This window comes from Streptomyces sp. NPDC051243, assembly GCF_044455405.1.
In the GTDB taxonomy this organism is placed as follows: domain Bacteria; phylum Actinomycetota; class Actinomycetes; order Streptomycetales; family Streptomycetaceae; genus Streptomyces.
The window spans coordinates 360,477-376,894 of record NZ_JBITES010000003.1; the positions used below are offsets into that span (position 1 = coordinate 360,477).

At 69.0% G+C, this 16,418-nt stretch carries 19 protein-coding genes; 12 read left to right on the plus strand and 7 right to left on the minus strand.

The annotated features are described in order from the left end of the window. Positions 1-81 precede the first annotated feature (81 nt). Together ACIBAG_RS08895 and ACIBAG_RS08900 are read right to left on the minus strand one after the other, a co-directional pair. On the minus strand, positions 82-1,563 hold the full coding sequence (locus tag ACIBAG_RS08895; RefSeq protein WP_399102584.1) for an alpha/beta hydrolase: 1,482 nt from the start codon (positions 1,561-1,563) through the stop codon (positions 82-84). Positions 1,564-1,661: 98 nt separating this feature from the next. Then, on the minus strand, positions 1,662-2,189 hold the full coding sequence (locus tag ACIBAG_RS08900; RefSeq protein ID WP_399102586.1) for a GNAT family N-acetyltransferase: 528 nt from the start codon (positions 2,187-2,189) through the stop codon (positions 1,662-1,664). Positions 2,190-2,371: 182 nt separating this feature from the next. Here ACIBAG_RS08900 and ACIBAG_RS08905 point away from each other — a divergent pair, with 182 nt between their 5' ends. From ACIBAG_RS08905 to ACIBAG_RS08935, 7 genes are all read left to right on the plus strand, one after another. After that, positions 2,372-3,163 carry an SCO2525 family SAM-dependent methyltransferase gene (locus tag ACIBAG_RS08905; protein ID WP_399102589.1) on the plus strand — a complete coding sequence of 264 codons (792 nt, stop codon included), beginning with the start codon at positions 2,372-2,374 and terminating at the stop codon, positions 3,161-3,163. Positions 3,164-3,307: 144 nt separating this feature from the next. After that, complete coding sequence (locus ACIBAG_RS08910) at positions 3,308-5,158, plus strand: SCO2524 family protein (RefSeq protein ID WP_399102591.1); 1,851 nt, start codon at positions 3,308-3,310, stop codon at positions 5,156-5,158. 3 nt (positions 5,159-5,161) lie between these two features. Beyond that, complete coding sequence (locus ACIBAG_RS08915) at positions 5,162-6,079, plus strand: SCO2523 family variant P-loop protein (RefSeq protein WP_399102593.1); 918 nt, start codon at positions 5,162-5,164, stop codon at positions 6,077-6,079. Continuing rightward, on the plus strand, positions 6,076-7,059 hold the full coding sequence (locus ACIBAG_RS08920; protein ID WP_399102595.1) for an SCO2522 family protein: 984 nt from the start codon (positions 6,076-6,078) through the stop codon (positions 7,057-7,059). The genes ACIBAG_RS08915 and ACIBAG_RS08920 overlap by 4 nt, the downstream gene beginning before the upstream one ends. A 1-nt stretch (position 7,060) precedes the next feature. Next, a complete protein-coding gene (locus ACIBAG_RS08925; protein WP_399102597.1) occupies positions 7,061-8,032 on the plus strand; it encodes an SCO2521 family protein in 972 nt (323 codons plus the stop codon). A 102-nt stretch (positions 8,033-8,134) separates the two neighbouring features. Beyond that, on the plus strand, positions 8,135-9,016 hold the full coding sequence (locus ACIBAG_RS08930; protein ID WP_399102600.1) for a DUF6879 family protein: 882 nt from the start codon (positions 8,135-8,137) through the stop codon (positions 9,014-9,016). Between the two features lie 10 nt (positions 9,017-9,026). Then, a complete protein-coding gene (locus tag ACIBAG_RS08935; protein ID WP_399102603.1) occupies positions 9,027-9,977 on the plus strand; it encodes a hypothetical protein in 951 nt (316 codons plus the stop codon). Here the strand turns inward: ACIBAG_RS08935 and ACIBAG_RS08940 are convergent. Together ACIBAG_RS08940 and ACIBAG_RS08945 are read right to left on the minus strand one after the other, a co-directional pair. Further along, a complete protein-coding gene (locus tag ACIBAG_RS08940) occupies positions 9,963-10,244 on the minus strand; it encodes a DUF397 domain-containing protein (protein WP_399102605.1) in 282 nt (93 codons plus the stop codon). The two genes, ACIBAG_RS08935 and ACIBAG_RS08940, sit on opposite strands and share 15 nt — an antisense overlap. Beyond that, positions 10,226-11,059: a Scr1 family TA system antitoxin-like transcriptional regulator gene (locus ACIBAG_RS08945; RefSeq protein WP_399102607.1), complete on the minus strand. Its 834-nt coding sequence runs from the start codon at positions 11,057-11,059 to the stop codon at positions 10,226-10,228. The genes ACIBAG_RS08940 and ACIBAG_RS08945 overlap by 19 nt, the downstream gene beginning before the upstream one ends. Before the next feature lie 318 nt (positions 11,060-11,377). On the opposite strand from ACIBAG_RS08945, the gene ACIBAG_RS08950 reads away from it, so the two are divergent. From ACIBAG_RS08950 to ACIBAG_RS08970, 5 genes are read left to right on the plus strand one after another with little or no spacing between them, the layout of a single operon-like run. Then, positions 11,378-11,593, plus strand: coding sequence for a hypothetical protein (locus ACIBAG_RS08950; RefSeq protein ID WP_399102609.1), 216 nt, complete (start codon positions 11,378-11,380; stop codon positions 11,591-11,593). Positions 11,594-11,623: 30 nt separating this feature from the next. Next, positions 11,624-12,244 (plus strand): DUF1266 domain-containing protein, encoded by a 621-nt coding sequence (locus ACIBAG_RS08955; RefSeq protein ID WP_399102611.1) that lies wholly within the window; start codon positions 11,624-11,626, stop codon positions 12,242-12,244. Between the two features lie 26 nt (positions 12,245-12,270). Further along, a complete protein-coding gene (locus ACIBAG_RS08960; protein WP_399102613.1) occupies positions 12,271-12,399 on the plus strand; it encodes a hypothetical protein in 129 nt (42 codons plus the stop codon). Beyond that, positions 12,396-13,142, plus strand: coding sequence for a DNA repair protein RecO (gene recO, locus ACIBAG_RS08965; RefSeq protein WP_399102615.1), 747 nt, complete (start codon positions 12,396-12,398; stop codon positions 13,140-13,142). The genes ACIBAG_RS08960 and recO overlap by 4 nt, the downstream gene beginning before the upstream one ends. Before the next feature lie 32 nt (positions 13,143-13,174). Next, entirely contained in the window at positions 13,175-14,011 is an 837-nt protein-coding gene (locus tag ACIBAG_RS08970) for an isoprenyl transferase (RefSeq protein WP_399102617.1), read from the plus strand. Positions 14,012-14,249: 238 nt separating this feature from the next. Here the strand turns inward: ACIBAG_RS08970 and ACIBAG_RS08975 are convergent, their stop codons facing one another. Genes ACIBAG_RS08975 through ACIBAG_RS08985 form a run of 3 tightly spaced genes read right to left on the minus strand, consistent with a single transcriptional unit; the run spans position 14,250 to position 16,389 of the window. Beyond that, positions 14,250-14,660, minus strand: a complete 411-nt coding sequence (locus ACIBAG_RS08975) for a Fur family transcriptional regulator (RefSeq protein WP_062714306.1) — start codon at positions 14,658-14,660, stop codon at positions 14,250-14,252. A gap of 59 nt (positions 14,661-14,719) precedes the next feature. Beyond that, positions 14,720-15,622, minus strand: coding sequence for a metal ABC transporter permease (locus ACIBAG_RS08980; protein WP_399102619.1), 903 nt, complete (start codon positions 15,620-15,622; stop codon positions 14,720-14,722). After that, positions 15,622-16,389 carry a metal ABC transporter ATP-binding protein gene (locus ACIBAG_RS08985; RefSeq protein ID WP_399102621.1) on the minus strand — a complete coding sequence of 256 codons (768 nt, stop codon included), beginning with the start codon at positions 16,387-16,389 and terminating at the stop codon, positions 15,622-15,624. Before ACIBAG_RS08985 ends, ACIBAG_RS08980 begins: the two co-directional genes overlap by 1 nt. Positions 16,390-16,418: the final 29 nt, after the last annotated feature.

Here is a 16,418-nt window from a genome sequence, read left to right on the forward strand (position 1 = left end):
CGGGGGCACCCCCATCGACCCCGGCTCGGGTCGGCTGAAAAGCGCAGTACCTCTCAGCCGACCTGATCCAAACGACAGGCCCTAGGGGCAGTACGTGTCCTGGTCCGGACGCTTCCCGGTCGCCAGGAAGCGGGAGACGGTGGCGTCGCCGCAGGCGTTGCCGTTGTCCAGATAGGAGCCGTGGCCCGTCGAGTTCACGGTGACCATGACGGCCCGCCTGCCGAACGCCTCCCGCAACTTCAGCGCCCCGCTCAGCGGAGTGGCAACGTCCCGCGCGTTCTGCACGAGCAGCACATTGGACGGCCCACGCCCCGTGACCCGCAACGGCGCCTCCTTCGGCTCCCGGGGCCACGCCGCACACACCATCGCGTTCCTCGGCATGCCCGCGGTCAGCGGGAACTTCGCCCGGCTCTCGGCGACGCCCTTCTCGTACACCGCCGCCGACCTCGGCCAGGCACCGTCGTTGCAGATGGTCGCCGCCCCGACCGCGGTGTAGTTCTGCAGCACCGATTCCGGCGGGGCGGGCGGCGCGGGCGGCACCTCGCCCTTCCGCGCGGCCAGCATCAGCTTGGCCAGGCTCGGGTAGTCGTCGGGGTCGTAGAAGCTGTCAAGCATGGCCTGGCGCAGGATGTTGCCGTTGAGCTCCGCGGGGTTGGCACCGGGCCAGGGGATCGGCTCGTGGTCCAGGCGGGCGGCGAGGCGGAGGAAGAGCGGTCGTACCTCTGCCGCCGTGTCGGCGAGCCGGTACGGGTTGCCGGGCCTGGACGCCCACTTGGCGAACTCGGGGAAGTTGTCCTCGACGCCGGCCTCGTACGCCTCCAGCCAGGCGCGCTCCGCCCGCACCGGGTCGGGGTTGTCGCTGCTGTCCAGCACGATGCGGTCGGTGCGGTGCGGGAACAGCTCGGCGTAGGCGGAGCCGACGTACGTGCCGTACGACACCCCCCACGCGGACAGTTTCCGCTCGCCGAGCGCGGCCCGGATGCGGTCGATGTCGCGGGCGTTGTTGAGCGTGCTGATGTGCTTCATCAGTTCGCCACCGTTGCGGGCGCAGGCGTCGGAGATGCGCTGGGCGGTGGCCATGTTCCCGGTGACGGAGCCGTCCGGAGCGGGCCAGGGACGCAGGCTCGTACGGGCGAGGTCCTCCTCGCCGACCTCGCAGTTCACCGGCGTCGAGGGGGCGTTGCCGCGCGGTGCGAACCCGATGAGGTCATAGGCGTCCCGCACCGACTGCGGCAGCTTTTGCCCGATGCCGGAAGGGTCGCCGAGGCTGTCACCGCCGGGCCCGCCGGCGATCATCAGCAGCGTGCCGCGCCGGGCGGACGGCTTCTCGGCGGGGATACGGGAGACGGCGATGTCGATCCTCGGGCCGCCGGGGTCGGCGTAGTCCATCGGTACGGACAGGGCGGCGCACTCCTGCCTCGGGTCGAGCCCCTCACCCTCGCACTCGGTCCACTTCAGCGGGGCCGCCGTGGCGGTGGCGGACGCGGTGAGCGGGGTGACGACTCCGAAGACGACGGCGGAGGCGGTGGCGATCAGGACGGCACTCTTGGTGATCTGCTTCATGCACAGCAGCCTGACCGACTTTGACGGAGTGTCACATCCTGGTAACTCCCCCATATCTCCTGGGGTTTACCAGGTGGGGCTAACCCCAGCCCCGGCTCTCACCTCAGCCCCAGCACCATGATGAGCCGGTCCTCCCCGGGCCCCAGATAGTCCCTGTGCACCCCGCCCTCCGCGGCGAACCCCAGCGACCGGTACAGCATGATCGCCGCCGCGTTGGTCGGCTCCACGGTCAGTCGCACCTCGTGCGCCCGCTCCCGGCGCAACTGCCGCAGCACCTCCAGCATCAGCCGCTTGCCGAGCCCCCGGCCGCGCTGGTCGGCGCTGACGGCCAGGCTCAGTACCCAGCAGGTGTAGCCGTCCGAGGTGGTGACGAAGAGGACGTAGCCGTGCAGGTACTCCCCGTCGTCCAGGACGAGGATGCGGTCGCCGTGCACATCGAGGTGCTGGCGGAGCACGAAGTACGGGTAGGGGTCCTCGGGGAAGACCTCGCGGTCCACGCGGAGGAGTTCGTTCAGATCCGCCTCGGTGACGCCCCGCATCGTCAGCGGCCGATCGCCGCTGTCGGCGAAGAACGCCTGGTCGGAGCGGCGACCCGGAACAGGGAAACGTTCCTCCGGCACGGCCATCAACTGCCCCCTATGCGATGGAATGAAGTCACTCGTGCGGGTGAGCACCCGTTGCCCGCCGTTTCAGGTGCTCGGTTGGGAGATCCGCCCATCTTGAGCAGGGCCGATCCGGCGGTTCAAGTGCGCGAGTTGGCTATGCCTCGACGCGCTCCCAGTGCGCCTTCTTTTGGTACCGTGAGTGAATGACCCAGAGATCGTCGGGGGACGTCCAGCTGAACGCACAGGTGCACTGGGCGGAGTTCGACCCGATCGCCTACGTGCAGCACAACTACAGCGTCTTACAGGCAGAGGACGCGGAGATCCTGCACCTGGTCCGGGATCATTTCGTCGATCATTTCCAGAAGCAGGGCGGCGGCCCGGTTTCCGGTATCGACGTGGGGGCCGGCGCCAATCTCTATCCCGCACTCGCCATGATGCCGTGGTGCGAGGAGATCACCCTCTTCGAACGCTCGCCCGCCAACGTCGAGTACCTCACCGGCCAGGTCGACGGCTACGACACGAACTGGGACCAGTTCTGGGGCGCCCTGAGCGAGCACGAGGCCTACGGCTCCCTGGGCGCGGACCCGCGTGAGAGATTCCGCAAGGTCGTCCATGTCGAGGAGGGCGACCTCTTCGAGCTTGCCCGGTACGAGGGCCGGTGGTCCATGGGGACCATGTTCTTCGTCGCCGAATCGATGACCACCTCCCGCGACGAGTTCATGCTCGGCGTCGAGTGTTTTCTGCGTGCCCTGGCCCCCGACGCCCCCTTCGCCGCCGCCTTCATGGCACATTCGAAGGGTTATCACGCGGGCGAACACTTCTTCCCGGCCTGTGACGTGGGAGAATCCGAGGTACGGGTGAGCCTTGAGGCATTCGCGCGAGACTTCAAGGTGCAGCGGCTCGAATCCGAGGCCGAAGTGCGTGACGGATATTCGGGAATGATCGTCGCCTACGGCTGGCGCCGGAATTCGGACGCGGATCTTCCGATTCGCTGATCCCGATGCGCTGATCTCCGATTCACCGATCAATGATTCGCTGATCTCCGATCAACTGATCGAAGAACCTTTACGATGAAGCTTCACAAAAGAACAGCGTTATTCCTCAGGTAATGGCAGTGCGGCCTGTGTGAGGGGCATGGGATGCAGATCAAGCCACGCCAGCATCTGCTGGACATCTGGCAGGCGGTCGCCCGTCACTCTTTCAGCGGGGGAGAGTGGGAGTGGGGCGACTGGGGCAAGGAGAGCAGTGTCGCGGACGCGGAGCGGTTGCTCTGCCTCCTGTACCCCGCCACCGAGATCCCCGCGTTCCGGTTGGACGACCCCGACACCACACAGGAGGACGTCCAGCAGGCCCTGAGGCGGGCCGGCGGACGCCTGGAGGTCCCGGCCAACCTCGTCACGGCCACCGCCGAGTTCATGCGGACCCACACCGGTGAGGACAAGAGGCCCACCTTCGCCGGCGGCTACTACTTCGGCTCCGCCGACAAGACCAAGCAGCTCACCGAGGAACAGCGCCAGGTCGGCGTCGTCGACTCGTTCTCCATGTCCGTCACCCTGTGCCTCGCCACGCTCGGCTTCCTCAAGATCTACGAGACCAGGACCCGGCGCAGCGACATCAAGGAGACCATCGCCGAGCTGCGCGTCGCCACCAGCAACCGGCTCACCGCCGCCATGGTGAGCCTGCTGCGCTCCTTCACCGTCAACGTCTTCGACACCGACTCCTCGCAAGGTGTCACGCTCTGCGAACTCCTCGGCCAGGGGCGGATGTCACAGCGCCAGGTGCTCAACAAGTTCCAGAGCCGCTTCCGTTCCCTGCGCGCGGCGATCAACGAGAGCGTGTTCCTCGGTATCGACGTGCAGGAAGGCCTCAAGGACGAGAACCAGCTCTTCGAGTGCGGCTGGGCCTGGTCCATGGTGCGCGACGCCCCCGAGGTCGAGACCAGCGAGGCCATCGGGCCGCAGCCCGAGGGCGTCGCCAACGCGGTGCCGTACCTGTACTTCACCGTGGTCGCCCTCGACGGTATCCAGGACCTGTTCTCCGACCGCACCCTCACCCTCGGCCTGCTCAACCCCGAACAGCAGAAGCTCGCCGAGGCGCTCCGGCTGCGGTGGGAGCTGACCCAGCAGTACTGGTCCCGCATCGCCCGCTTCGACGACGAGCGCTGGCCCCTGGAAGACCTGCCCTGGCGTACGACGGGACAGAAACTGGAGTCCGAGTACTTCTCGCTCTCCGTCGCCGCCATCCTCGTGCACGACCTGATGCGGCGCCGGGCCACCGACGACGACCTGACCCGCACGGTCGCCGTCATGGAACGCCTCGCCGAACGCGGCCGCGTCACCAGCCGGATGGTCCGCGACGACCCGATGGTGCAGCAGCTGCACAACGTGGGCGTCTCCCTGCCGTTGCAGGGCAGCGAGCGGCTCGGCCCGCCCATGACCTGGTCGATGACCGACTTCTCGGCGCAGCTGCTGAAACGAACCGTCCAGCTGTGCACGCTGTCCCGCAACCTCTCCTCGCACGACCGGCTGCTCAGACTCGCCGAGGACATCTTCGACCACATGTGGCTGCGCCGGATCCGGGACGGCGAGGGCGTCGGCCTGTGGGACAACATCCACGCCGCCTATCCCGAGGCGGAGATCCACAAGCGGCGCGTACCGGTGTCGTGGAGCATCACCGAGCGGGTCACCGAGGTGATGGTCCAGGCCCACCAGATGTACCAGCAGCCACCGATCCGCAGCCTCGAACTGACCGAGCTGGCAAGGGCGTTGCTCAGTGAGTCGGCCCACCTGCTGGGCAACGAACAGATGGAACCCGCGCCCAAGGACGACGGCCGGCACGGGATGCAGCTCAGAAACATCGAGGTCAAGTTGCGCCGCGCCCGCACCCTCGTGGACGAACAGCCGGGCACGGCGTACGCGTTGGCACTCGAGGTGCTGGGACAGCTCGACGCGCTCGCCCGGGCCCGCGAAGCCGCGGACCGGGGAGTGTGAACCGTGCTGATCTTCGCAGCCTCCGACAAGGGAGGCACGGGCCGCTCCGTGACCAGCGCCAACCTCGCCTACCACCGCGCGCTGGCCGGGGACGACGTCTGCTACCTCGACTTCGACTTCGGCTCGCCCACCGCGGCGGCCGTCTTCGACGTGGCCGACGCCCGCCAGGACACCGAGGACCGCGGGCTGCACGCCTACCTCATAGGGGAGGTGAGCGAACCCGCCCGGATCGACGTCTGGTCCGAGACCGAGCACCAGGTACTGCGCTTCCCGCCGCCCGGCTGCGGCCGCCTGGTGCTGATGCCCGGCGACGTCAGCGGCGGCGAGTTCGCCACCGGCGAGGAGAACCTGCGCCGCTGCGTCGACCTGCTGATGACGCTCTACTACGAGTTCGATCTGGTCGTCGTCGACCTCAGCGCCGGCCGCTCCTACGCCGTCGACATGGTCCTGGAGGCCACCGCACAGCCCGAGATGAGCGAGGTCACCGCCCGCTGGCTGGTGTTCCACCGGTGGACCCGCCAGCATGTGGGGGCCGCCGCGAGCCTGGTCTTCGGCAAGCGCGGCATCCTCGCGGGCGGCGTCGACCGAGGCCATGACGAGGAGGCGCTGCGCAACTCGATCCGCTTTGTGCGGGCCGCCGTACCCGACCCCGAGTCCCCGCTGTGGTCCCAGGTCTCGCCCACCCAGTCGGCGTGGATGCGCAAGACCGACGAGGACCTCAAGCAGCTCGCCTCCAACCACGGCATCGGCTACAGCCAGGTCCTCGGCTCCGTACCCCTCGAACCGGTTCTGCAGTGGCGTGAGCAGCTCATCACCGACGAGGACGTGCTCGACAGCCAGATCGCCAACGAGGCGACCTGGCAGGCGCTGAACCAGCTCGCCGGACGCCTGACCGACGACAAGTACTGGGAGCCGGCGTGACCGAGGCCGTGTTCCAGGAGACCACCGCGGAACTGCGCACCCAGTCCGTGCCGCTCGCCCATCTCTCCCTGGAGCTGGGCCACCTCTACATGGAGGACTTCGAGGCGGGCCCCAAGCGCCTCGGCGAGCACTTCGCCGAGGTGCGGATCTGGGCGGACGCGGTCCGCGCCTCCGCGGCCCGCCGCAGCAAGCGGCCCCGCATCAGCACCTGCTTCCTCATCGACGACTACTTCACCCGCTTCTCCACCCCGGCCGAACTGATCCCGACGGTGCTCAAGGAGGCCGAGAGGGCGGGGCTGGTCATCGACTACCTCGCCCGCGAGTCGGCCTGCGCGGTCGCCGACCGCGTCGAACTCGCGGAGTCGGTCATGCACCGCCTCGTCGAGTCGCCGCCGCCCGGCAGCTACGGCTCCCGCCCGCCCGTCAGCCAGACCGGCTGGCTCGCCAACGGCCAGCGCACGCCCACCATGCCGGCCCCCGCGCTCGGCGGCCGGGCCAAGGGCTGGGAGCCACCGCGGGAGACGGCGGCCCGCAACCACTCGGTCTTCATGGACGTGGAGCTGTGGTCCGAGAAGGACGGCCGGCGGCTGTGGTCCTGCCCGTTCCTGGCCGCCGTATGGCAACTGGCCAGGCTCGGGCTGTTACGGCACCTCGGTGAGCCCGTGCTGGTGCCGCGGGAGTGGCAGGGCGGGGACTTCCCGCACGACTGGGACCGGCTCGACCCCCTGATCAAGCTCACCGACACCAAGGCGCCGTTCAGCGCGTACCGCACCTGCACCCTCATGCCGAACCGCTTCCTCGCCGTCGAGGACGCCGTACGGCTCGTCCTCGACCAGATAGACGTCGACGCGGGGGCGCTGCAGCAGGTCGCCGAGCGGTCCGCCGCCGAGGGGATGCCGGTGCCGGCGGCGGTCGCACAGCGCGCCACCTACGTCTTCTACGAGGAGCCGGCCGACTCCTCCGAGGCCGAGGAGACCTGAGATGACGGCGGCCCCCGGACCACCGGCGCGTTCGGTCCTCGCCTGCGGCGAGGTGCGCACCTGTCTGCTCCCCTCCTTCCAGGCGCTGGACAGCAGGGCCGCCGCCCAGTTGCTCAGGCTGCGCGCCGACGTCCACGTCCGGGTCTCCGAGCGGCCCACCATGTACGTCCTCTCCCCGGAGATCCTGACCGGCGTGGACTGCCGGCTGCCCACCTCCAACGGCAGCAAGGTCCGGGCCGTCGGCACGGTGGCCGCCCGCGCGGCGCTGACCGAGGGCCGGCTGCTGCAGTCGACCGCGTACTTCAGCCTCCCGGCCGCCGGCCCCGACCTGCGCCGCCCCTGGGGCCAGTACCTGGTCCGCCCCGGCCTGGTCGAACCGTTCGGAAAGCTGCCCCAACAGGCCACCGCCGAGGGCGTGTTGCGCGGAGCCGGGCGCGGTGAGCTCGACCTCGGAATGATCGCCGAAGGTCTCCTCTCCCAGCTCCGCCGGCACGCCCTCCTCGACCGCAGGGTGCCGTTCAAGTCCAGCCCCACCCGGCTGCGTTGGGTGGCCCGACGCACTCCCGAGGGCGAGCGCGCATCCCTGGTGAACTTCACGGTCGCCGAGGGCGGACTGCGGACCATGGAGCTACGGCTGCCCGAGCACATCCCGGCGGCATCCGCGGCGGGCATCTGCGAGGATCTCGCCCTGCACGACTGGCTTTTGACGTCCGTTCAGCACATGCTGGACAACAGCCGACTCGGCGCGGCGGACGGGCCTTCGGTCGTGGAGGCGCTGCATCCGGTCGTGGTTCACCTGCTGCACCTGTGGATGCCACGGGCGCATGTGGACCCCGCGCTGGGCCACCTGTGGGACGTACTGGAAGAGAAACCGGGGTTCTCCCGACAGTGGGAGAACCTCAGCCGGCGCATCAGGGATCGACTGGCCCTCCAGGCCGTGGCGATGCCTCAGCAGGCGCTCAGCGCGAGCTGAGGGGCGGAACCCGAACCACACACAGACGGGGGACAAGACATGAGTGGAGCGCCATTAGGAGCGGGGAACAACGGCGGTCCGGCGCCGCGTCAGGAGCCACGCATGCCCAAGATGTTCTGGCGGATCCTGATCACCGCCTCGGCGGCGGGCGGGGCCTTCCTGCTGACCAGCATCCTGGACCAGGACGACGGGAACATCTGGCAGTGGGTGGCGTCCATCGTCATCGGCAGCGCGGCGCTGATCGTGCAGTACCTGCTCGACTTCGGCGAGCGCTTCGAGAAGGTCGACCGGCGCTTCAACGAGATCCTCGCCGCGACGACGCTCTTCAGCCAGGTGGACGGTTCGGTGCTGCGTTCCGACGAGGTGACCCGGCTAGTCCTCGGCTACACCAAGGTCCGTGAACGGGGCGGCGACATCGTGCAGGCCTTCGCGGAGAAGGAGCTGAGCCGTCTCGCCAAGACGATGGAAGGCCTGGGCAGCGGCAGCGCGGACTGCCCCGGTGAGAACAACGAGTGGCTGATCGACATCACCGACTGCGTCAAGATGACCCTCGACGCCACCAGCACCTCGGTGGACCGGGCGTTCTGGACCAGCGGGTCGGCCGAGCGGTACCTCGCCGCGCAGGAGAAGGCGATCAAGCGGCGGGGCGTGGAGATCCGGCGCCTGTTCGTCGTGCGGGACGAGGACGAGGTCACGCCGGAGCTCAGAGCACTCTGCGAGAGCCAGCGCAGGCGGGGCATCGACGCGCGCATAGCGGTGCGCTCACTGATGGAGACGAACCCCAGGGTCGACGACTTCATCGTCTTCGACGGCGAACTCTGCTACGAGACCAAGCCGGACCAGGAATCCAACCCGGACGGCACCTGGCTGAGCGCCGAGCCCGACCACATCGAGGACCGCGTCACCCAGTTCGCCAAGCTGTGGGCGGAGTCGGAACGCCAGGCGGGTCCCGAGCCACAGCCGACGGTCACTTCAGGAACGTGAGGTATGGACGGTGCGCATACCGCCGGTTGTGCTGAAGATCCTGATCACGGTGGCCGTGGGGACGGTGACCTATGTGATCACCCAGGTGATCGACCAGTCGCAGGAGGAACTGTGGCAGATCGCCCTGGCCGTCGTTATCGGTGGTGCGGCGCTGATCGTCCAGTACATGGTCGACTTCGAGCAGCGGCTGGCGGCGGTGGAGACCGGTCAGCGACAGAACAGGCGTGAGCTGCGGGAGGATCTGGAGGCGCGGCACCGTGAGATGACGGAGCTGGTGGACCGGGGATTTCGGCAGGTTGGGGACGTGACGGACCTGTTCGGCAGTCTGGAGGACGCGAGGATGCCCTCCGACGAGGTCAAACGGTTGGTCGGGAGCGCGGTGCAGGTGGGATCACAGGGCCAGGGCTTCCCGCAGGACTTCGCGCGAGCCGAGATCGAGCGGCTCGCCTCGATGATGACAGCGCTGGCCTCGGCGCACGGCGACTGGCCGGGGGAGAACAACGACCTGCTCATCGATCTCACCCGGTGCGCCCGCAAGAGCATCTACGCCACCAGCAGCTTCATCGACCTGGCCTTCTGGGAGACCGCAACCGCGAAGTACTACCTGGACGTGCAGCGCGAGGCGATCCAGCGGCGCGGGGTCACGGTCAGGCGCCTGTTCATCGTGAAGGATCCCGAGGAACTCGACGCGAGCCTGGACACAATCCTCAAGCAGCAAAGGGACGCCGGCATGGAGGTCGGCGTGGTGGTTCTGTCCGAGCTGCCGCCCGACATCAGGGTGGGGGAGACCCTCGACGTCGTCATCTTCGATGAAGAGCTGTACTTCGAGATCACAACGGATGTGCAGCAGCTCAACCCCAACGCCAAACTCGACGCGCGTGAGGGGAAGGTCGCTCGGCGCAAGGCACGATTCGACCATCTGTGGAACGCCCGCCGAGAGGGCCCACTAGACGGACGCTGAGGCGAAGCGGGCGAACTCCGCCCAGGCGGGGGCACCGATCAGGAGGACGGGGCTGTCCGAGGCGAGTTTGGTGTCCCGGACGGGGACGACGCCGGGGAGGCCGTCGGCTACCTCGACGCAATTGCCGCCCTCGCCGTTGCTGTAGGTGCTCTTGCGCCAGCGGGCGGCGCCTGGGAAGTCGGACGCGACCTCGACGCAGTCGCCGCCGTTGCCGTCGCTGTAGCTGCTCTTGCGCCAGCTCGCGTTGCTCAGGTCGTACTCGCGCATCGTCTGAAGTCCTCCGCCGCCGACTCGATCAGGGCCAGGGACGCCTCCGGCGACAGCGCGGCGGCCCTGAGCAGATCGTATGCCGCGTACGCGCGCTTCACCACAGCCGGATCGTCCAGCAGATTCCCCGAATACACGGCTTCTGTATAGGCCGTTGGCGGGGCGTCCTCGAACTCCATGAGCTTCAGCGAGCCGGTCATCAGGGCGTACGCCCCAGCCGCATACGGCAGCACCTGGACCAGCACCGTTCGCTCCCGTGCCATCGCCGCCACGCGCTCCAGTTGCTCCGCCATCACGGCCGGGCCGCCGACCGGGATGCGCAGCACGTTCTCGTGCAGGACGACCCAATACACGGGCCGTGTAGCGTCCTTGAGGATGTGCTGCCGCTCCAGTCGGCCGGATACCTTGTCGTCGATGTACTCGTCCGTCGCGAACGCGTTCATCGCCAGCGTGACCGCACGCGCGTACCCCGCTGTCTGCAACAAGCCTGGCACCAGCGCGGGCGCGAACTCGCAGATGTTCGTCGCCAGCCGCTCCAGCTCTGCCGCCTTCGCGAAGTAGTCCGCGTATCGCTTGTCGCTGATGAGCCGCTTCCAGAGCCGCTCGAAAAAACCGTCGGTTTGCAGCACCTCGTCAATCCGCTGGGCGACATCCAATTGCGGCTTTCGAATTGCCTGTTCGAACTGGCCGATATAGCCACCGGACACGAAGACCAACGCCCCCAGTTCCACCTGGGTCATCCCGGCGTTCTCCCGGCGCCGCTTCAGCTCACTTCCGAAGAACTCCCAGGCCGCCAACCGTGAACCATTGGCCATAGCCAACCCCCTTGTGCTGCCCCGTACTTGTAGAGCACAGACTCCTGCCGAGTGTAGGCGTCGCAGGTCACCATGGAGATGGAAAGAGTGAAACCCGAATAGGAGGGGAGTTCACGTGACGGCACGACACTCGGCGCGCTGCGTCGAAGAAGCGGAGGAAGCAGTGAAGGAATTGCGGGCGGTGCTGGAGAAGGCAGGAATTACGCTCCCGACACTCCGGTTGGACCCGGCGAGTCTTGCGCGTGAAGCCCCTTGCCCGCTCGTGGAATTGGGCCGGTGTTCGGTCGAGACGGCGCAACGGCTCGCGGCGGTGCTGCGATGAAGCCGCCGATCGGATCGTACGTCGTCGACACCCGTTCGGGTCGGATCGGCGTCGTGATGGGGCACGAGGGGCCGTATGTCCAACTGAGACCGTACGGCGGCGGCAAGGAGTGGGACGCCGAGCCGGGGGTCGTACGCAACGCCACGCCCGCCGAGCGGCTGCGCGCGGCGACGGCGTACGCCAACGCACGCAGCCGGGGTGAGGTTCCTTGACGTGAGCACGGGCGCATAGGGTGCGGCGGCATGGGCTTGTGGAGATGGAGGAGAAGAGGGGCGAAGGCGTCCCGCCGCTACCCCGTGCCGCTCACCATGCACCAGCTGTGGATGGTGTCGCTGAGCGCGCCGGTGAGCCGGGACCGGGGCGCCTCGCGCACCACGCTGTACCCGTTCGCGCGGATCGACGAGGAGGGGGCCCGGCGCTGGTTGGCCGAGCAGTGGGAGATCACCTCGCGTGAGCAGCTGATCGGCCGGCTCGACGGCCTGTCCCGCAGCGGGTACCGGGCCCGGGCGTACCGGCTCACCGGCGTCGCGCCGCTCGCCTGGGACGCCGCCCTGTACGTCGACATCGCCCGCCGTGGCTTCGCCTGCGGGCTGATCGACGAGTCCGACGCCTGGACCGCGCTGAAGAACATCGTGCCGGCGGTGGCCGGGACATACGGATCATGGAGCGAGTACGCCGATCACTACCTGCTGGGGCGGCAGGTGTGGCGGGACGGGCTGCGCTGCACGGCGGACTCCGGGTTCCCCGCCGCTCAGGAGGTCGCGGACGCGCATCTGAGGGCTCTTCTGGACCCGGCGAACCGTGCCAGCCCCTGGAACATGGCCCCCTGGGACGCCATAAGCCACCCCGACCGCACCCGCTGACCCATGCCGTACGCGAGAATGAACCCATGAGTCTGTTCCGCGACGACGGCATCGTGCTGCGCACCCAGGAGCCGGGTGAGGCGGACCGGATCATGCTGTGCTCCCCCGGGGGACCCCCGTACCCCCGGCCGACATCCCGCAGGGGTGCGCGATGAGCCTCTTCCGGGACGACGGCATCGTCCTGCGGACCCAGAAACTCGGCGAGGCGGACCGGATCATCACCCTGCTCACTCGCGGTCACGGACGGGTGCGGGCGGTGGCACGTGGTGTGCGGCGTACGAAGTCCAAGTTCGGTGCGCGGCTCGAACCCTTCTCCCATGTCGACGTGCAGTTCTTCGCGCGGGGCAGTGAGCTGGTCGGGCGCGGGCTGCCGCTGTGCACGCAGAGCGAGACCATCGCGCCGTACGGCGGCGGGATCGTGACGGACTACGCCCGGTACACCGCCGGTACGGCCATGCTGGAGACCGCCGAGCGGTTCACCGACCACGAGGGCGAACCCGCGGTCCAGCAGTACCTGCTCCTCGTCGGCGCCCTGCGTACGCTCTCCCGCGGCGAGCACGAGCCGCATCTCGTTCTCGACGCGTTCCTGCTCCGCTCGCTCGCCGTCAACGGCTACGCCCCCAGCTTCAGCGACTGTGCGAAGTGCGGCATGCCCGGACCGAACCGCTTCTTCTCGGTCGCCTCCGGGGGCTCGGTCTGTGTCGACTGCCGGGTGCCCGGTAGCGTCGTACCGTCGCCGCAGACCCTGGAACTGCTGGGTGCGCTGCTCACGGGAGACTGGGAGACCGCGGACTCCTGTGAGCCGCGGTACGTGCGGGAGGGCAGCGGGCTGGTGTCCGCCTACCTGCACTGGCATCTGGAACGCGGCCTGCGGTCGCTTCGTTACGTGGAGAAGTAAGCCGGTAGACCGGTAGAGGAGACGAGAAACACATGGTCGTTAGCGGGATCCTGGGACGCCGGCGGCGCGAGTACAAGGCGCCGGAGCCGCACCCGTCCGGTGCCCGCGCGCCGAAGATCCCCGGTGAACTGGTCCCGAACCATGTGGCGATCGTCATGGACGGGAACGGCCGCTGGGCGAAGGAGCGGGGGCTGCCGCGCACCGAGGGGCACAAGGTCGGTGCCGAGCGGGTGCTGGACGTCCTGCAGGGCGCCGTGGAGATGGGCGTGGGGGCGATCTCGCTGTACGCCTTCTCCACCGAGAACTGGAAGCGGTCGCCGGACGAGGTGCGCTTCCTGATGAACTTCAACCGCGACTTCATCCGCAAGACCCGCGACCAGCTCGACGAGCTGGGGATCCGGGTGCGGTGGGTCGGCCGGATGCCGAAGCTGTGGAAGTCGGTCGCCAAGGAGCTCCAGGTCGCCCAGGAGCAGACCAAGGACAATGACCGGCTGACCCTGTACTTCTGCATGAACTACGGCGGACGGGCCGAGATCGCGGACGCCGCGCAGGCCCTCGCCGAGGATGTGAAGGCGGGGCGGCTGGACCCGTCGAAGGTGAACGAGAAGACCTTCGCCAAGTACCTGTACTACCCGGACATGCCGGACGTGGACCTCTTCCTGCGCCCGAGCGGCGAGCAGCGCACCTCCAACTACCTTCTCTGGCAGAGCGCTTACGCGGAGATGGTCTTCCAGGACGTGCTGTGGCCGGACTTCGACCGCCGCGACCTGTGGCGCGCGTGCGTGGAGTTCGCGTCGCGGGACCGGCGGTTCGGCGGGGCCATCCCCAACGAGGAGCTGCTGGCCATGGAGGGCCGGCAGGACGGCTGAGTCCTTCAGCTACGCTCCCGCCTCAGGGTCATGTGACATGGGGCGGGATGCGGTGCGGGACGCCGTGGAGCTGGTCTGCTCACCGAAGCGCGCGGACTGTCTCGCGGGCGTCCGGCTGCGGGAGCGCCGCCGACGCCTCCACCATTTGAGGACGAGGCCCCTTCAGGGCCGAAGCGGGGGTCTGGGGGCCGCAGGCCCCCAGGGACGCGAACCCCCACTCAGCCGCACGCAATCCGGCTCAACCGGCGGCGCACTCCGCGCACGTGCCGAAGATCTCCACCGTGTGAGCCACGTTCACATACCCGTGCTCCGCCGCGATCGCGTCCGCCCACTTCTCCACCGCCGGGCCCTCGACCTCGACCGCCTTGCCGCAGACGCGGCAGACGAGGTGGTGGTGGTGTTCGCCGGTCGAGCAGCGGCGGTACACCGACTCCCCGTCGGAGGTGCGCAGCACGTCGACCTCGCCGGCGTCGGCGAGGGACTGGAGCGTGCGGTAGACCGTGGTCAGGCCGACCGAGTCGCCCTTGTGCTTGAGCATGTCGTGGAGTTCCTGCGCGCTGCGGAACTCGTCCACCTCGTCGAGCGCCGCCGCCACGGCGGCCCGCTGCCGGGTCGCGCGGCCCTTAACGGGCGGTCCAGCGGTCGTCACGGGATGCCTCCTAACGTCTGCACTTGCCGGGCCATTGTGCCAGCCCGGACTGTCAGCGGTCAGACGCCGACCTTCCCATCGGACTCCCTGCTGGCTGGAATCGCACACTCCGCCGGGTCGCCGACAGGGTGCGCCGCGGCCAGCGCGCGGGCCCTGCGGCGGGCCAGCGGGGCCGCCAGCGCCGTCAGCGCGATGAACGCGCCGATGGTCAGCAGCACGATGGTCGCGCCGGGCGGGACGTCCTGGTAGTACGAGGTCACCGTGCCGCCGATGGTCACCGTGACGCCGATGGCGACGGCGATCGCGAACGTCGCCGCGAAGCTGCGGCTCAACTGCTGGGCCGCCGCCACCGGGACCACCATCAGCGCGCTGACCAGCAGCAGCCCGACCACCCGCATCGCGACCGTCACCGTCACCGCCGCCGTGATCGCCGTCAGCAGGTTCAGGGCGCGCACCGGAAGGCCCGTGACCCTCGCGAACTCCTCGTCCTGGCTCACCGCGAAGAGCTGGCGGCGCAGACCGAGGGTGACCAACACCACGAAGGCGGCGAGCAGCACGATCGCGGTCACGTCCGACTCGCTCACCGTCGACAGCGAACCGAACAGGTACGACGTCAGGTTCGCGTTGGAGCCGGTCGGCGCAAGGTTGATGAACATCACGCCGCCGGCCATACCGCCGTAGAAGAGCATCGCCAGGGCGATGTCGCCGCGGGTCTTGCCGTACCAGCGGATCAGCTCCATCAGGACCGCGCCGAGGACGGAGACGAGGGTCGCCATCCACACCGGAGACCAGGAGAGGAGGAAGCCGAGGCCCACGCCGGTCATCGCGACATGGCCGATTCCGTCCCCCATCAGGGCCTGGCGGCGCTGGACGAGGTAGACGCCGACGGCCGGGGCCGTGATGCCCACCAGCACCGCGGCCAGCAGCGCCCGCTGCATGAAGTCGTAGTTCAGGAAGTCCATCAGCTCAGCAGTCCCGTCCGGATCGGTTCGGCGTCGTGAGCCGCGTGCGGGTGTACGTGGTCGTGACCGGGCAGCGCGTGCTGGCCGACGGCCTTCGGGGGCGGTCCGTCGTGCAGGACACAGCCGTCGCGCAGGACGACCGCCCGGTCGATCAGGGGCTCCAGCGGGCCGAGTTCGTGCAGCACGAGGAGGACCGTCGCACCGGCCGCGACCTGCTCCCTGAGCGTCCGCGCGAGTACGTCCTGGCTGGCCAGGTCCACGCCCGCCATCGGCTCGTCCATGATCAGCAGTTCGGGGGCGGAGGCCAGGGCACGGGCGATGAGCACCCGCTGGTGCTGGCCGCCGGAGAGGGCGTCGACCGAGTCCTTCGCCCGGTCCGCCATGCCGACGAGCTCCAGGGCGTGCCGTACGGCCGTGTGGTCGGCCTTGCGGAAGACGCCGAAGCGGGTCCGGGACAGTCGGCCGGACGAGACGACCTCCGTCACCGTGGCCGGCACGCCGCCCGCCGCCGTCGTGCGCTGCGGGACGTACCCCACCCGCGCCCAGTCGCGGAACCGTGCCCGCGGCGTGCCGAACAGCTCGATGTCGCCGGCGCTGACCGGCACCTGTCCGATGACGCTGCGCACGGCCGTCGACTTCCCGGAGCCGTTGGCGCCGAGCAGCGCGACGACCTCACCGCGGTTCACGGTGAGGTCGATGCCGCGCAGGACGGGGCGCGAGCCCAGCTCGGCGCGGACGCCGCGCAGCGATATGACGGGCTCGGTCATGCCGTCCTCCGTAGGTTGATCACGTGCGT